The organism is Nostoc sp. (assembly GCF_036917615.1).
Taxonomy (GTDB): domain Bacteria; phylum Cyanobacteriota; class Cyanobacteriia; order Cyanobacteriales; family Nostocaceae; genus Nostoc.
Window position 1 is genome coordinate 1 of the sequence record NZ_JBALCZ010000045.1, and the last position, 16,230, is coordinate 16,230.

Below are 16,230 nucleotides of genomic sequence, written 5' to 3' on the forward strand. Positions count from 1 at the left end.
TCGTTGAGTCCGTCGATGCAGATATCTATCGCGCCACTGTAAATCAGGTTTTTCAGGAAGCCGGCATCTTGGGCTTGGCCGTGTAGCTTGTCTTGAATTGCCTCAATTACACCTTTATGACATTTTTGGGCGGGGAGATAAACGACTATGCGCTCTTGATTTTTCAACAGATGGCGGAGAAACATCGACTTGCCTAAGCCGGAATCTCCTTCTAAGATAATTTGTCCTTAAATACTGGGTAATGCTGCGGTAATTGGCAGGATGTCCCCTGAAGTGGGAACTTTGACTTTAGATTCTGGGAAGTATGATTGCTCATAAAAATTATCTAAGCCGGCATCGGCTAACAGGGAAGGTTTGAATGGTTCAAATAATTTGCGGCGGAAGGGTGGAACCCAGGTGAGGAGAAAGCCGACATAGCCGACACCGAGAATACGGCGTACCCAAGGGTTCCAGAAGAAGATGGCTTGGACTTGGGGAAATTTGGGGTAGGCGAAGATGAGGGCAAGCCAAAAGGCAGCATGAATCAAAATAGTAGTTCTGGCGTTAAAAAACCACTGCCAACCCTTGAGGTTAACTATGACTGATTGCAGTGAATCAGCTTCGTTGAGTCCTTTGAGGTTGTTGTAGTGCTTTTCTAAAATGACAATATCTCCTGGTTGCCAAGAAACTTTTCTGGCGACTACGGCGATTTCTTTGGCTAAGTCTTCGTGTAATTGCGCTAAATCTTGGCTAAGTTCCCAGGTTTTAAGAAAGAGTTCTAGTGTTTTTACACCTTCATCATGTGTCAGTTTATCAGGAATTGCTTGAGGTCTGCCTAGCCATCTTAGTAGGGTTTTGACTTCCTCACTACTGCCACCTAAGAAATAAGTCCAAAATCGCCAAAATTCAAAGTTATTATTCTCAGAGGGAAGACTAAAGAATTGTTGATTTGGTTCGTAGGCATAATTCAAAATTACAACAACCTCTTCTAACTTCAGTTGTCTGATTTTTCCTAATACCTCTGCTGCACTGCCACGAACATATTTGTCAACGTTTTCATCTTTGAGGATATTGGCGATGTCAGGGATGTATTGAGCCGCCGCCTGCCCGAAGTTGCTCAATGCCTCTACTGCATTGTCACGAACCAATGAGTCAACCTTTATTATCCTTGAGGAATTTGAGGATGTCAGGGATGTATTGAGCCGCCGCCTGCCCGAAGTTGCTCAATGCCTCTACTGCATTGTCACGAACCAATGAGTCAACCTTTTTATCCTTGAGGAATTTGAGGATGTCAGGGATGTATTGAGCCGCCGCCTGCCCGAAGTTGCTCAATGCCTCTGCTGCACTGCGACGAACATCTGAGTCAACCTTTTCATCCTTGAGGAATTTGAGGATGTCAGGGATGTATTGAGTTGCCGCCTGCCCGAACTTGCTCAATGCCTCTGCTGCACTGCGACGAACATTTAAGTCAACCTTTTCATCCTTGAGGAATTTGAGGATGTCAGGGATGTATTGAGCCGCCGCCTGCCCGAACTTGCTCAATGCCTCTGCTGCTCTGCCACGAACATCTGAGTCAACCTTTTCATCCTTGAAGATATTGGCGATGTCAGGGATGTATTGAGCCGCCGCCTGCCCGAAGTTGCTCAATACCTCTGCTGCTCTGCCACGAACATCTGAGTCAACCTTTTTATCCTTGAGGAATTTGAGGATGTCAGGGATGTATTGAGCCGCCGCCTGCCCGAAGTTGCTCAATGCCACTGCTGCACTGCGACGAACATCTGAGTCAACCTTTTTATCCTTGAGGAATTTGAGGATGTCAGGGATGTATTGAGCCGCCGCCTGCCCGAAGTTGCTCAATGCCTCTGCTGCACTGCGACGAACATTTGAGTCAACCTTTTTATCCTTGAGGATGTTAGCGGCTTTCTCAGCAATTTTCTCCGGTTTTTTAAGCACAATTTTTAAATCTTGCGGCTTATATTCAGCTAATTTGGCAAAAGCATATCCCTTCACGTTGGGGTAGCTGTCCTCAAGAGCTGCTACTATACCCTCAATCTGCCAGGGTTGCGGTTTGGGTTTAGGGGTTTGTTTGGCGTTAATCCAAGGTAGACAAAAAAGGAAAGAAAGGATGAAGGTTAAAGCATAAAGGATAAAGCGAGAAGGCTTGCTGTGGTGGCGGGGAGTTGTGATCATGTTTGGAGCAAAGTGGCAGATTACAGGCGGTTATGAGTATAATAACAACCTTGCAATTCGTAATTCCTGATTGAGAATGCAACTTGGTATCAACAAGTGGTAAACGATCGCATTTACGAGTATCAAAGACTCTCGCGCCAGTATTAAAGACTCGCCGATGAGTATTAAAGACTCTCCCGCGAGTATCAAAGACTCTCCCGCGAGTATCAAAGACTCTCCCGCGAGTATCAAAGACTCGCCGATGAGTATCAAAGACTCGCCGATGAGTATTAAAGACTCATTAATGAGGTTTAACTACTCATTTGCGGAATTCAAAGACTACAGCACTTATTGTTTGAATGCACTACACCACGATACGCGGTAGGGGCACAGCATGCTGTGCCCCTACGAATGGTTGTATTTGACGCAAATGAGAACGGCTATAAACCGAATGGCAATATTTGCTTATGAATCAGAGTTAGTTTTAGCAGGTTTACTTTTAATAGCTTTAAACCGTTCCCCTAACTGTTCGGCAATCGTTTTTAACCCTGGAGTTTTCTTAGCAGCAGTCTTGACGTAATCATAAACTGTCAAACTGCTGCCTATTGCTTCGCTGCCGACTGCCATTAAGGTATCATCTACTTGTTCTGTCAGTTGTCGCAATCCAATCAAAAGCTCAGTAAGTGTGATTGCTAATTGATAATCCCGCACAAAATCATCTATATCAAAGCTGGCTGGGAGAATTTCTCGGTTAGATTGGGCAGCAGTCAGGCTAGTGTTGACAAAAGCTAGGCTTTTATCGCCCATCTTAAATAACTTGCGTCGTTCTTCCACACTTAGAGTCACGAGAAAAGGCATCTTTGCTTGGATAGTCGCAAAGGCTGCTTTAATTTCTTGGATATCTGCTGGGGAAAGGGAGCCTGTAATGTTTTGGTAAGCCATTGGATATTTACTGTGGTGAATCTATTTGTTATGATTCCCACTGAATAAATGCGATCGCACAAATTTGGGCATGGGGAGTAAGGAAATTAACCTCTCTGGTTGTACACACAAGTCGAATTACCCCCTTAATCCCCCCTTATAAAGGGGGGAAAAAAGAAATCTAGTTCCCTCCCCTTTATAAGGGAAGGGTTAGGGTGGGGTAAAACTTACGCTTCAAGCTAAATGAATTGTTATGATTCCCACTAGTAAATGCAATCCATTCCCCATCTCGCTTTTCGTATCGAAACATTAAGGAATATTGCATTTCAGTCGAAACCTGGAGGTAAAGCGCCAAATCAGCCGAAAGACCGTGGTAGTATGCTCTCGGTAAATGTGAAGATTGGGAGAAAGACCTTTGACACTACGGGTTGCTGTTATTGGGTCAGGCCCTGCTGGTTCATCTGCCGCAGAAACACTGGCAGCCTCTGGGATTGAAACCTACCTGTTTGAGCGGAAGCTAGACAATGCGAAGCCTTGTGGGGGCGCAATTCCCCTATGTATGGTGAGTGAATTTGATTTACCACCAGAGATTATCGATCGCCGGGTACGGAAGATGAAAATGATTTCGCCTTCCAATCGCGAGGTTGATATCAATCTGATAAATGAAGATGAATATATAGGAATGTGCCGCCGGGAAGTGCTGGATGGCTTTTTGCGCGATCGCGCGGCAAAAGTAGGTGCAAATTTAATTAATGCCACTGTTCATAAACTTGATATACCAGGAAACAATACTGATCCCTATACCATCCATTACGTTGACCATACAGAAGGTATATCACAGGGTATTGCCAAAACCCTGAAAGTGGATTTAATTATTGGGGCGGATGGGGCTAATTCTCGCGTTGCTAAAGAAATGGACGCTGGGGATTATAATTATGCGATCGCTTTCCAAGAGCGAATTCGCTTACCCGAAGACAAAATGGCTTACTATAACGACCTGGCCGAAATGTATGTCGGCGATGACGTTTCTACTGACTTCTACGCTTGGGTTTTCCCCAAATATGACCACGTAGCTGTCGGTACTGGTACAATGCAGGTTAATAAAGCCAGCATCAAACAGTTACAAGCAGGTATCCGCGCCCGTGCTTCCGAGAAACTGGCAGGCGGTAAAATCATCAAAGTAGAAGCCCACCCCATTCCTGAACATCCCCGTCCCCGTCGTGTTGTCGGTCGCATCGCTTTGGTGGGAGATGCTGCTGGTTACGTTACCAAATCCTCTGGTGAAGGTATTTATTTTGCTGCTAAATCCGGGCGGATGTGTGCTGAAACCATTGTAGAAGCCTCTAACAGTGGTAGCCGTATTCCTACAGAAGATGACCTCAAGGTTTATCTGAAGCGTTGGGATAAAAGATACGGACTCACTTACAAGGTGCTGGACATTTTGCAAACTGTGTTCTATCGTTCCAACGCCACCCGCGAGGCGTTTGTGGAAATGTGCGATGACCTCGATGTCCAGCGGCTAACATTCGATAGCTATCTGTATAAGACGGTTGTCCCAGCTAATCCGATCACCCAACTGAAAATTACTGCCAAAACCATTGGTAGTCTAATTCGGGGTAATGCCCTTGCACCTTAACTGAGTGGGGAATACTGGGACTGACAACAAATAAATTACCTAATTTTGCGGGGTGGAAAGAAGTCTGAGGGGAGGTTTCCGACCATCAGAACTTGAGGGCATCCTGTCCACCCTGCTTAACGATAGTATTTGTAAACCATTGGTTTATAGATCAGTATTGGCAAGGGGGCGAATGCTCAACATCTAGTCATTTTTTGGGCGAGAAGCACACCCTGGGCTTCTCAGACTTTTCGGTAATTTGTGAAGTTGGCTAACAGTATCTATTGATACTCACAACCCATGCTTGTCATACCAAATAAGATAGCGTTGTAAGCGATCGCGCTGGTAACTCGGCTTGCTAATACCGTGGGATTGCCCAGGATAAATAATCAATTCAGTATCAACCCCTAAACTTTTGAGTGCCTCATACATCTGTTCGGAGTTGTGCAACGGAACAGCAGCATCCCGATCACCACCCAGAAATAGTGTTGGTGTCACAATTCGGTCGGCGTGCAGGAATGGAAAAGAAACTCGTAGCCAAGTATTGAGGTTTTTCCACGGCACGCCCAGTTCCTGTTCGTAGTCATAAACATACTCGTCACTACCATATCCTGCCAAAATATTGGAAATGCTAGCTCCACTTACCGCAGCTTTGAAACGGGTATCTTGAGCGATAGTATAGTTTGTTAACATACCACCGTAGCTCCATCCATTTATTCCCAACCGAGATGGATCGGCTAGCCCTTGTGCTTCAACGTAGTCAACAGCAGCAAGGACATCTTGAACATCTTTATTTCCCCAGTCAGCGTAAATAGCCTTCGAGAACGCTTCACCCCGTCCCGAACTACCCCGTGGATTAACTGCAACGACAACATAACCTTTTGCAGCAAACAGTTGCCAGTCAAACATAAACTGGTTTGTGTACTGCCCGACTGGGCCACCATGAAGCTCAAGGAGTGTTGGGTATTTCTTTCCTGGTTGAAAATTCGGTGGTTTGACTAAGAAACCGTGGATTTGGGTGCCATCTTTACTCTTGAAACTAATTTCTTCCGTCGTCCCTAATAGAAGTTGGACAAGCAATTCCTGGTTTTGGTGCGATATTGAATGCAGTTCAGTGCCTTTGAGGGTGAAAACCTCACTTGGCTCCTGCGGTATTGAAGATAACAAGGCAATCCTGTCGTCACCCCCTAAGTCAAAGGCGCTGATATTTCTCCGTCCAGCTAGCAATCGCTCTATCTTACCGCCTGCTACTGGTACTTTTGCTAGGTGAACATTGCCATCGTCTTCCAGCAAAAACAGAATTGATTTGCCATCAGATGTAAAGCGTGGCTTAACAACATTGCAATCAAGTTTTGCTGTTAACAGGCGTGGAGTACCTCCTTCCGATGGAATAACGGCAAGATGGTAAACAGCGTACTCAATTAGTTTTTGAGGGCCTCCTTGTAGATAGGCTATTAACTTCCCATCTGGACTCCAAACAGGTCGGCTACCCCAGGAGGGATCGCAATCGGGGCCTTCATTGGTGGTTATTTGACGTACTTTTGATCCTGGTTGGGCTTCGATTGTGTAGACATCCCAATTGTTATGCCGATCAAAATCAGCACCACGCTTGCTGACAAAAGCAATCTTCTTCCCATCTGGAGACCAGCTGGGCAAATACTCATTAAACTCACCTGGCGTCAGAATATCTGCTTTGTGGGTTGCTAAGTCAAACACGTAGAGGTGTTCGCGACTTTTTCCGAGATATCCAACGCCGTCCTCCTGAAATTGAAAGCGATCAATGACAATTGGCTCTGCGGTCTTTTGTTCGTTCTGAGTTTCTTCGGGTGGATCTTCGGCGATTACAGCTAGTCGTTTGCCATCGGGTGACCAAACGAAATCAGAAATGCCTCCTGGAAAATCTGAAATCTTTTCTGCTTCTCCACCGGCAAGATTCAGCAGCCAAATTTGATTGCCTTCACTGCCGGACTGACGACTGGAGAGAAAGGTCAGATACTTTCCATCGGGACTGAAACGAGGAGAACTTTCGCTATCTTTGCTGTTAGTTAATTTTAGGGTGCGGGAGCCATCCCACGAAGTCATATAAATATGGTTGTTGACAGAATCATTATTGATATCGGTACTCTTGACCGTATAGACTATCCAAGCTCCATCTTGAGAAATTTGCGGTTCACTGACTTGGTGGAGAGCAGACAGATCGTCTAGGTTAATCAGCCGCTTGGACGTCGCCTGAACCTTGAGACTCGTACTGATCAAAGCAGCGATCGCACCACAAGCTAATGCGAGTTCCTTGAACCTTTTCATTTTGGTTGTAAAAATTAGCATGGACGCTTATTTTACATCTGTTAGTCACTTTGGTGGCTGTTACTTGCAACCATATTTTACAAACAGTTAGTAAGGGTTTTGGCAAACATCCTCTAACTTGTCACGGATTGCAGGAGATATAGATTAGGTATGCTGTATTCTGAAGTTGAGCGATAAATTGCTTTTTGAATAAATGCTTAATTTTATTTCCTATTTGCTTTTGGCTCAAGCAGCGCCTTCTCCAGCACCTGAACCCCAGGAAATCTTCATTCCCCAACAAACAAGAGCTTTAAGAGGACATCTTGATGCAGTACCGGTATTTAACAGTAATAACCCAGAAGAAGTTCACAGTGAAGGCATTTTGCTGTCTACATTTCCTCCTCAAGGCAAAAGAGTGCCTAGCGCCCACCTGAACTTTCCATTTCAGGGACGGTTTGATTTATTTTCTCACCACATTGCTGGAGCGATTGAAACTCCAAATGATTTGCGGACTCTTTATTTGGGAGTGATTGTTTACAATCCAAGCGATCGCCCTACAACTGTCAACATCTTGCAAGCAGCTAGTTATGTTAGTCAACCTGATGCACCTTTTATCAAACTTCCCGCCATGCAATCAAATAATTCGGGAAACATTTATGCTGGGCCTGGCGATCGCGTCATGAATGATGTGCTGCGAGTCAGACGACAGTCAGGATGGCCAGCCCAGTTGGTAATTCCAGCAAAACAAAGTCGGATGTTAATGAATCTTCCCATTCCAGTGCGGACTTTAACACCGCCATTGAATGGACGTTCTACTTTGTTGCATTTGTATAGTGATAGTCCAGTTTATCTGGCGAACCTGGCCATGTTTGCTAAACCCAATCCCGATGGTAGTGAACGAGCGCCCACTTTAGAAGAATGGGAGAACTTGTTAGAAAATGGTGATTTTGCAGGACCCCGTGAACCTGCCCCCAGTCCTCCAAATCACCTTGCAGGGGCAACAGAAATTTACGGACGGGTAGCGGGGGTAGCTGTTGGCTCTCGTTGGCAAGCACAAGTTACCGACTCGAATAGTTCATACCTGACAATTCCCGAATCAGGACAAGCTTTTTCCTACGGTTTAAGTACCCTTTTAGCAGGCAAAATGGGTACTGGACAAAACCAAACTGCTAAACTAGTAGCGCGTTATCCTGGTACTGCTTACGAAGCTCACGGCAACTACGGCATTGAATACAACATCTCTCTACCATTAATCAACAATACGGATAAGCCGCAAACTATAAATGTGCTTTTGCAAACACCTATTAAAGAAGATGAGTTAAGTAAACCAGGGCTTCGCTTTTTTTCACCACCCCAAACATCCGTCTTTTTCCGAGGCACAGTTCGTATTCGCTACAATGACGATAACGGCTTACCCAGAACCCAATACTGGCATTTAGTTCAACAAGAGGGACAGATGGGAGAACCGCTTGCTCAATTAAAAATATCTCCTGGCCAGCGGCGAATGGTAGAAGTGGATTTTCTCTACCCACCTGATGCTGTCCCCCCTCAAATGCTGACAATTCAAACTGTAGGCCAAACATCAGGCAGAGGGTAGACGGGAATAAAAAAGTTTATCGAAAAACGTTTACCACGTTTCCCAGCGCGAGTTTCTACGTTAAGTTAATACAGATGAACTGCTGTGGTTCCCCGACAAATTGCGTGAAGTACACACAATTGAAAACTGTTAAATTTAGCATTTCTCATCTGCATAAAATACAGGCTTTTCGTTTTAGATTTAGTGCAATTTCTGATAAAACAGATGCTGAACTAAATGTGCTGGGGCAAAATAGAAAACATGACGATTGAATCCGATTCCTCTAATCTACCAACCCCAGAACCAGTCCCGGAAAAAGACTTGCAACCAGATGACTTTGACGGTGGTGCAACTGAGAAGAACCTAACCTCAGAACCACTAGCGACACAACAAGCCCTAGCAGCGATCGCATTTTTGAAATCTCCGCAATATACAAATGCTCTCCAACTAGCCCGTTCTGACCTCCAGCAACCCACTACCAAGCTATTTACAGTTAAGCCGAGGGCATTGCTAATTACTCTAATAGCGATCGCCATCACTTTTCTTGGAGTTATCTTAAATAACTGGATCATCGGTATTATCGGAACACTGATAACTTTGCTGTTATCCCTAGCGATACTATTGCCTTGGTTGCAAAAAGCCTTAGACGAGTGGTTTTCACCCGAAGAACGCACCCTGTTTGTTGCCTTTTTGGGACTCATAGTAGCTATCATCGGCTTGATCAAGTTTACAGGTGTAGGCGATCGCTTACTGCTTTGGGGACACCAGATTGACTGGGACATTGCTGGAACCCTAGCAGACTGGTTTGGCGCTTTGGGGCAAATTCTCATCGCCGTCATTGCCGTTTACGTGGCGTGGCGACAATATGTCATTTCCAAAGACTTGACAATTCAGCAAAACCTGCTAACAGTTCAGCAAAACATTATTACCCAGCAACAGACAATTGATTCCTATTTTCAAGGCGTTTCAGACTTAGTATTAGATCAAGAAGGATTATTAGAAGATTGGCCCCAAGAGAGAGCGATCGCCGAAGGACGCACTGCGGCAATTTTAAGTAGTGTTGATGGCAGTGGGAAAGCGAAAATTCTCCGCTTTCTCTCACGTTCCAAGTTGCTGTCACCCCTAAAACGCGATCAGCGATTGGGTCGAGCCATTCTTGATGGGAGTGGCGGATATGCAGAAGACCGCCTGGAAGGTGTGCGTGTCATTGATTTAGGCGTAATGCTAGCGGGAGCAGACCTTTCCGGTACTGATTTGCGTTGGACTGACCTCAGCGAAGCTAATCTTGTCCGCGCTAATCTGGTCAGTTGTGACTTAGTAAAAGCCAACCTCTCCCGCACAATTTTATATAATGCTAATCTCAGTAGTGCTGACCTCAATGGAGTTCGCCTATTCTACGGTATAGTGGAAAAAGCATCACCCCGCAGTCGCACTGAACCACCAGATTATGAAATCGGCGAACACACTGGCGCTGTGGTAGAAAATGCCGATTTGACGAATGTGCAGCGGATGTCTGAGTCTGCACGTCACTACTGTTGCACTTGGGGTGGTGAAAAAACTAGAGGTACTATTCCTGGTGGTTGTGAAGGTATTCCTAATAAGTTGGGAAGATAGTTATAAGACTAGATAAAAAATTAGTTAGCCGCATTAAAAATCTGCTGTGCAGTTAAATTTAATTGTGGAAAGGTAGGTGATGAAATCGCGGTGTTACCTTGAAACGCTGTCATTTGATATTCGCCATCAACTAATTCGCATACAAAAATAGTGGGTTGTTTGGGATTGCCAATGAACTTTCTGGCACCCAATGCAGCATAATCAGCAATCCAATATTCGGGAATGCCCATTTCTTCATAATCCCTAAGTTTATTGTAGTAATCATCTCGCCAGTTGGTTGAAACAACTTCGATGACTATTGGAACCGATGCTGCTTGGCTTACTGTTGACTGTTTTTGAAAAAGCGGTTCCTTGTCGAGATTATCAAGATTTAGCAGCAACACATCAGGCGAATAAGCAGATTCGGCAGAAGGAGTTTTGACTAATGCAGTTTTGGGAATTCCATAGGGTAAATTAAGACAATCAAACTCCACAGTTAGCTTATGGGCTATAAATCCTAAAACTTTTTCATGCGAACCCGTTGGGGCGAAGATTTCAACAATTACTCCTTTGTGCAACTCATAGCGTTTTCCATCGTTGGGATACCATTCAATAAATTCATTGAAGGTTAGTAACTTTGGCAACGCTTGGGTCATAATCTTACATCCATATATGTTTTACTTTATCATGCAATAAATGTTGATTAGGATTACAAATATATTAAATGGCTTTATGTAAATTCTTGGGGGTTGCCCGAATTCAATAAACGATACCCCGAATTCAATAAACGATACCCCGAATTCAATAAACGATACCCCGAATTCAATAAACGATACCCCGAATTCAATATAGTCGAAATTTAATTTTTTGTAGGTTGGGTTGAGGAACGAAACCCAACAAGCGCGAAAACGTTGGGTTTCGCTCCGCTTAACCCAACCTACTACAGTTAGTATTTCTAACGCTGCCTGTAGAGACAGGGGACTTAAACCCCCAAAGTTCGTTAAACGATAATATCGCTTGCCACTAGTAGTGGTGATCCTTCAAGCTGAATCTCGAAATTAGCCGATAGATTACTATCAGTGTTACCTTGGAGAATATCTTTTGAATAACGGATTTGACCTGCTGCTGTGAATGCGCGAGTCCCAATGTAAGTGAAGGCTTGGTCGCCTTTTATGGTGGTGTTAGCGTCTATACGAGATAGATCGATTCTGTCACCGGTCAAGTTACCATTTCCAACAAAATCTTTGATAATATCCCGTGACAAACCAGGTTGACTATCTGAAACTGAGTCAAACCGGAAAACATCGTTGCCATCACCCCCATAGAGAGTATCGGTGCCTGTACCCCCTATGAGAGTATCGTTGCCACCAAAGCCAAAGAGGGCATCGTCACCGTCCAACCCTACGAGGACATCGTTACCAGCAACGCCATCGGGATCATCCCCTGCGAGGACATCACCGTTAATACTGCCAGAAAGGAAATCGTTGCCAGCACCGCCATTGATAAAATAGCTGCTAAAAAAATCAAACCCGCTCAGAATGTCGTCACCGCCAAATCCGTTGATGGTAACTATATTAATTTCAGTAAATTCAAGACTGGAGTCCGGATCCAAAAAAGAGGGATTGTAGTCAGTCAGACTCTCACCATAATTAGTACCGTTAATAGTTCTATCTGCCATTGATGAGTTTCTCCTTAACTTAGAGGGTAAAAAATTACCTCATCACTTCCCCATCATCAAACGGTGTTGCTGATTAAAAGTATGAATTTGGTTTCCTCCAAAGGCGCAAAGGAAACAGTTTAAAACATGGAGTTTCACACTTTCATTCAGCAACACCGAGAAAATAAGGTGGAAAAATAACGAGTGGGAAGAGATAACAGAACTACACCCGATTTGAACAGGTCTTTGCTATTAACTCTGAAGATTTGAGAAGGACTAGATTTATAGCGGTTCTTGCTTGGATGCAACACAGTTTAACCTCACTTCCATTCCTCTCTCCTCAAAGGAGAGAGGCTTTGAATCTTACTCCCCAACGCTAGTAGGGAAGGGGTTGGGGGTTAGGTCTGTATTGCACTTAAGCCAGAAGCGCTATATCGATAATTGTTGACATCAAAATAGTGCCAAGAGTCATGTTATATCGTTTTTGCGCTTTTCCAACATAACCGCCACTAACGAATTATTAAGTAGTTCACATACTTCTCCCCAGAGAACGCCACATGTTTCCCAATCCTAACTCTAGCGACCTGCAACAAATATCTGTTCTGCGGTCAAATTCAGGTATGGAAATGTTTGGGAGATGAGGCGTTCTGTTCCCCTAAATTATTGTGCTTGATAAATTCCATTTACTAACTGATAAATTGTAATCACTGGTTGTTTGGATAAGCCAATGTAGCGTTTGCCTCCCAACTCTAAATAATCTACGATCCAATACTCCCCAATGCCTAAAGCTTCGTAGTCTTCCACTTTCCGGGCATAGTCATTTTGCCAATTAGTACTGACAACCTCCACGACCAATTTAACAGATTTGCCTAGTGTAATCACTGGCTCAGTTTTCCATAATGGCTCATTCGCCAAAGCCGTCTGATCAAGAATCACAACATTAGGTCTAAAGGCTGAATTTTGACCTATACCCAGAATTTTTGATTTAGAAGTAAGAAATCAATTCGTCCTTTAATGATAGTTTGGTTGTCTTGTGTTTCAATCTCGATAGATTTCTCTAATTTGAGGTGAAAAAGAGGTAAATAAAACTTGCCAATGGATAGCAGTGGCGATAAAACAATCGTGTTAACTGTATTTTCTAATAAAGGCGGATAGTTTCGTAAATTTATGTAACCTGCCTTTATTTGATCCAATAGCTGCAATTCTTAAGTTTGTCAGTTCCGGTAGGTCATCTTGCCACTCTCGAAAGAATTCTTCCGAATCAACTAACTCTAATCCATAGAGCAATATTAATTGCTCAAGTGTGATATTTTCGGCTGCAAGAGTTTGAGCCATTATGTTAATCAAGTAGTAGAAAAATCTACCAGTTTAGTAATTCTCGCCTTCTGGTAGGGTAAGAATTTCAACGCCATCTTCAGTTACAGCTAAGGTATGCTCACATTGAGCAGAAAGCTTGCGATCGCGCGTTACAGCAGTCCATTTATCGCCCAGAACTTCGACTTCGTAAGTGCCTTCATTAATCATTGGCTCAATGGTAAAAACCATCCCTGGTCTGAGGCGCTTGCCCTTACCACGTGTGCCATAGTGGGGAATATCCGGCGCAGTATGGAAAATGTTACTGATGCCGTGTCCAACAAAATCTCGCACTACAGAAAAACCTTGTGCTTCAGCATACTCTTGAATAGCTGCACCAATGTCGCCAATGCGTGCCCCAGGTTTAACTTCAGCAATACCCAGGCGGAGACACTCTTCTGTCACCTCTACCAGTTTTCTCGTTTTTGGGGAAGGAGTACCGACAAAAAATGTCTTGGATGTATCGCCGTGGTAACTTTCAACAATCGGCGTTACATCAATATTAATGATGTCACCTTCTTTGAGGATTTGCTTGGCGTTGGGAATGCCGTGACAAATTACCTCATTTACACTGGTACAAATCGATTTAGGATAACCTTTATAGCCAAGGGGTGCGCTTTTTGCTCCATGCGCTTGTGTCCAACGTTCGGCTTCATCATTGAGTTCGAGAGTGCTAACTCCTGGCTTCACAAACGGTTCCAAATGCTGGAGAAGTTTGGCTGCTAAACGCCCAGCTTGACGCATTTTGTCTAATTCTCGTTGGGATAAAATAACAATTAGTTCGGTTTTCATTAATTTTTATCTAGATATCTTTACATAAACATAGTTAACCCTGTCTGTGCAGCTCTTTGAGCAGCATCAGCAACCTTTAGGGTATACAAGCTCTCCTCTGGGGTAACATACAAAGGAGTGCCATCAAAAAGATGGTCTAACACCATACTCGTGTCTTTGGCGAATAAACCCCGGCGAGGGGCAACTTCTATAGGTGTTGTTTCCCCTGGCTGGATAAACAATCCTGTGTCGCCATCAAAAATTAAACCACCTTTTTCACCGTGAACTTCAAACTTGCGTTCTGATTGCCAAATACTTTCACCTTTGCCATAGACTACTTGGGCTAAAAGTCCACTGTTAAAGGACAGTTCACTAGTGCAAAAACAGGTTTGGTAGTATTCTGATTCTATTTCCCAATATCGTTGGTGACAGTTAACAGTAAATACTTTACCAAATAAATCGGTGAGACGATGTAGGCGAGATAGCGCACCAATTAAAGGAAAGCCGAAAAGCTCATGGTTATAAGTCCATTTCCGGGGTGCAGGATTCTGGGGATTGATGGTGCTATAGCGAACATAAAACACCTCACCAATTTTGGCTAAGTTTTGCTTTAAGGCTTGATGCAAACCACCCAAAAGTTCCAGGTGTTCCACGTGCAGGAGTTTTTGTTGTGCTTTGGCTAAGGCAATCAGTTCCTCAGCTTCAACCACATCCAACGAAAGAGGATACTCTACAATTACATGTTTACCGTTGGTAAGTGCTGCACGAGCGATCGCACCATGATCTCGATTAATAGTGGAAATCACCACTAGGTCTATATCTTCACGCTCTACTAGCTCTTGCCAAGAACTCAACGCTTTAATCTGGTACTCTCTGGCAAAGGTTTCTGTTTTTTCTGGGGTATAACCAACAACTGCGACTAAATGCGATCGCATTCGCTGATCATGGAGAAATGCCTCAGTCCGAAACTTTGCCGCATACCCAGTACCCACCAAACCTACACGCACTCTTGCTTTTTCCAAAGCTGCTTCTGGATTATACATAATCCTCACTAGTTCTGTTTTTGATCCTGCCACGCTTATAGTGGTGAGATTCTCTCTTAATGTAGAATCCAATGATTTCACTAGTTTAGACTCTACAACATTCGTCCTACCCCCTCAAGGACGTATGAGACTTTATTTAAAGCTAGGCAAAAATACGTATGCAGTTCGATGTAGTCGTTTTCGTACCCCTACTCTTAAAGCTGAGGACGCGCAACATCAACCACAGCAGAAGGAGAAGAGTAGGCAAAAAAAAACAATTGGAATGGGATTGAAATCAGGACTTACGCAATGGAAATCTGAAACCTAGATCCCTTTGATCAAGCCTTAAAAGCTCCCTTTTTAAGGGTAGGGTTGTTTCTTTCCCTAAAAGGCGCTAATTTACAAGCCTCTAACCCCAAAAAATCAGGTGATTAAAAAATCTGATTCAACAATTATCATGGCGATCGCGAACGTGAGTGCGTCTCGTAGAGAACCGCTGCTGCATTCGCGTAGCAGACGCACCAGAAGTGCAGGCACTTAAATTTAGTTGTCGCGGTAATTTTGGGATTACCGACTCAAAGCTGATTTTTCGCTGGTGATATTAGACAATATCTCTACCTGAACGAATCAAACAGCCCTGCTTTTTAAGGGAAGTTAGGCATCTCTTCTGCGTAAGTCTTACAAAATACAGATGTATTAATCCTATTCATGCTTTTTTACCCCTAAGATAGTTTTTTCTAATCACAGCCTGACTATGACCGGAAATAATATAAATAAAACTTATCAGGATTAAGTAACAAAATTTCATTACTAATCGGGTTCAATTTCCAGTTACATCGTTTAATTTTTCTCGTAGTATCAGAATTGAAGCAAATTTTAACCAGCGGCTAATCCCACAGAACAGCCGTGACCTTTGCTTAAAGATAACTTATACTGCCGTTTTCAAAAGAGAGGATTACTTAATGGCAACTTTTAAAGTCACACTAGTCAACGAGGCCGAAGGGCTGAACGAAACACTTGACGTTGATGACGATACCTATATTCTAGACGCTGCCGAAGAAGCTGGTCTTGACCTGCCTTACTCTTGCCGCGCTGGTGCTTGCTCGACCTGTGCAGGTAAACTTGTAAAGGGTACCGTTGATCAGGGTGACCAGTCATTCTTAGATGACGATCAAATACAAGCTGGATACGTACTTACCTGTGTCGCTTACCCAACCTCTGACGTAACAATCGAAACTCACAAAGAAGAAGAACTCTATTAAGAGTTGGGCATTTCAACAATAAACCTCTT

At 43.8% G+C, this 16,230-nt stretch carries 15 protein-coding genes; 4 read left to right on the plus strand and 11 right to left on the minus strand.

The features are described 5' to 3' along the window. From V7K85_RS15060 to V7K85_RS15075, 4 genes are all read right to left on the minus strand, one after another. Window positions 1-185 (minus strand): hypothetical protein (locus tag V7K85_RS15060; RefSeq protein ID WP_334814448.1); only part of this gene is annotated, 185 nt, incomplete at its 3' end. A 42-nt stretch (window positions 186-227) separates the two neighbouring features. Next, window positions 228-1,127 carry a HEAT repeat domain-containing protein gene (locus V7K85_RS15065; protein WP_334814449.1) on the minus strand — a complete coding sequence of 300 codons (900 nt, stop codon included), beginning with the start codon at window positions 1,125-1,127 and terminating at the stop codon, window positions 228-230. A 4-nt stretch (window positions 1,128-1,131) separates the two neighbouring features. Then, window positions 1,132-2,169 (minus strand): HEAT repeat domain-containing protein, encoded by a 1,038-nt coding sequence (locus V7K85_RS15070; protein WP_334814450.1) that lies wholly within the window; start codon window positions 2,167-2,169, stop codon window positions 1,132-1,134. A 444-nt stretch (window positions 2,170-2,613) separates the two neighbouring features. After that, entirely contained in the window at window positions 2,614-3,090 is a 477-nt protein-coding gene (locus V7K85_RS15075; protein WP_334814451.1) for a hypothetical protein, read from the minus strand. A gap of 394 nt (window positions 3,091-3,484) precedes the next feature. Between V7K85_RS15075 and chlP the strand changes: the two genes are divergently transcribed. Next, window positions 3,485-4,705 carry a geranylgeranyl reductase gene (gene chlP / locus V7K85_RS15080; protein ID WP_334814452.1) on the plus strand — a complete coding sequence of 407 codons (1,221 nt, stop codon included), beginning with the start codon at window positions 3,485-3,487 and terminating at the stop codon, window positions 4,703-4,705. A gap of 270 nt (window positions 4,706-4,975) precedes the next feature. Here chlP and V7K85_RS15085 read toward each other — a convergent pair whose 3' ends face one another. Then, the gene (locus tag V7K85_RS15085; protein ID WP_334814453.1) at window positions 4,976-6,988 is read right to left on the minus strand and encodes a S9 family peptidase; all 2,013 of its coding nucleotides are present in this window, start codon (window positions 6,986-6,988) and stop codon (window positions 4,976-4,978) included. Window positions 6,989-7,181: 193 nt separating this feature from the next. On the opposite strand from V7K85_RS15085, the gene V7K85_RS15090 reads away from it, so the two are divergent. Next, a complete protein-coding gene (locus V7K85_RS15090; RefSeq protein ID WP_334814454.1) occupies window positions 7,182-8,564 on the plus strand; it encodes a DUF3370 domain-containing protein in 1,383 nt (460 codons plus the stop codon). A gap of 240 nt (window positions 8,565-8,804) precedes the next feature. Then, window positions 8,805-10,157, plus strand: coding sequence for a pentapeptide repeat-containing protein (locus V7K85_RS15095; protein WP_334814455.1), 1,353 nt, complete (start codon window positions 8,805-8,807; stop codon window positions 10,155-10,157). 20 nt (window positions 10,158-10,177) lie between these two features. On the opposite strand, the gene V7K85_RS15100 is transcribed toward V7K85_RS15095, so the two are convergent. The 6 genes from V7K85_RS15100 to V7K85_RS15125 all read right to left on the minus strand — a co-directional run bounded on the left by V7K85_RS15100 (window position 10,178) and on the right by V7K85_RS15125 (window position 14,960). After that, window positions 10,178-10,792, minus strand: a complete 615-nt coding sequence (locus V7K85_RS15100; RefSeq protein WP_334814456.1) for a Uma2 family endonuclease — start codon at window positions 10,790-10,792, stop codon at window positions 10,178-10,180. 344 nt (window positions 10,793-11,136) lie between these two features. Beyond that, window positions 11,137-11,814, minus strand: coding sequence for a calcium-binding protein (locus V7K85_RS15105; RefSeq protein WP_334814457.1), 678 nt, complete (start codon window positions 11,812-11,814; stop codon window positions 11,137-11,139). Window positions 11,815-12,453: 639 nt separating this feature from the next. Then, window positions 12,454-12,729: a Uma2 family endonuclease gene (locus tag V7K85_RS15110; RefSeq protein ID WP_442940588.1), complete on the minus strand. Its 276-nt coding sequence runs from the start codon at window positions 12,727-12,729 to the stop codon at window positions 12,454-12,456. Between the two features lie 189 nt (window positions 12,730-12,918). Beyond that, the gene (locus V7K85_RS15115) at window positions 12,919-13,128 is read right to left on the minus strand and encodes a hypothetical protein (RefSeq protein ID WP_334814458.1); all 210 of its coding nucleotides are present in this window, start codon (window positions 13,126-13,128) and stop codon (window positions 12,919-12,921) included. 33 nt (window positions 13,129-13,161) lie between these two features. Next, a complete protein-coding gene (gene map, locus V7K85_RS15120; protein WP_334814459.1) occupies window positions 13,162-13,938 on the minus strand; it encodes a type I methionyl aminopeptidase in 777 nt (258 codons plus the stop codon). Between the two features lie 20 nt (window positions 13,939-13,958). Then, window positions 13,959-14,960, minus strand: a complete 1,002-nt coding sequence (locus tag V7K85_RS15125) for a Gfo/Idh/MocA family protein (protein ID WP_334814493.1) — start codon at window positions 14,958-14,960, stop codon at window positions 13,959-13,961. 941 nt (window positions 14,961-15,901) lie between these two features. Here V7K85_RS15125 and V7K85_RS15130 point away from each other — a divergent pair. Next, window positions 15,902-16,201, plus strand: a complete 300-nt coding sequence (locus V7K85_RS15130; protein WP_334814460.1) for a ferredoxin — start codon at window positions 15,902-15,904, stop codon at window positions 16,199-16,201. The last annotated feature ends 29 nt before the right edge of the window (window positions 16,202-16,230 follow it).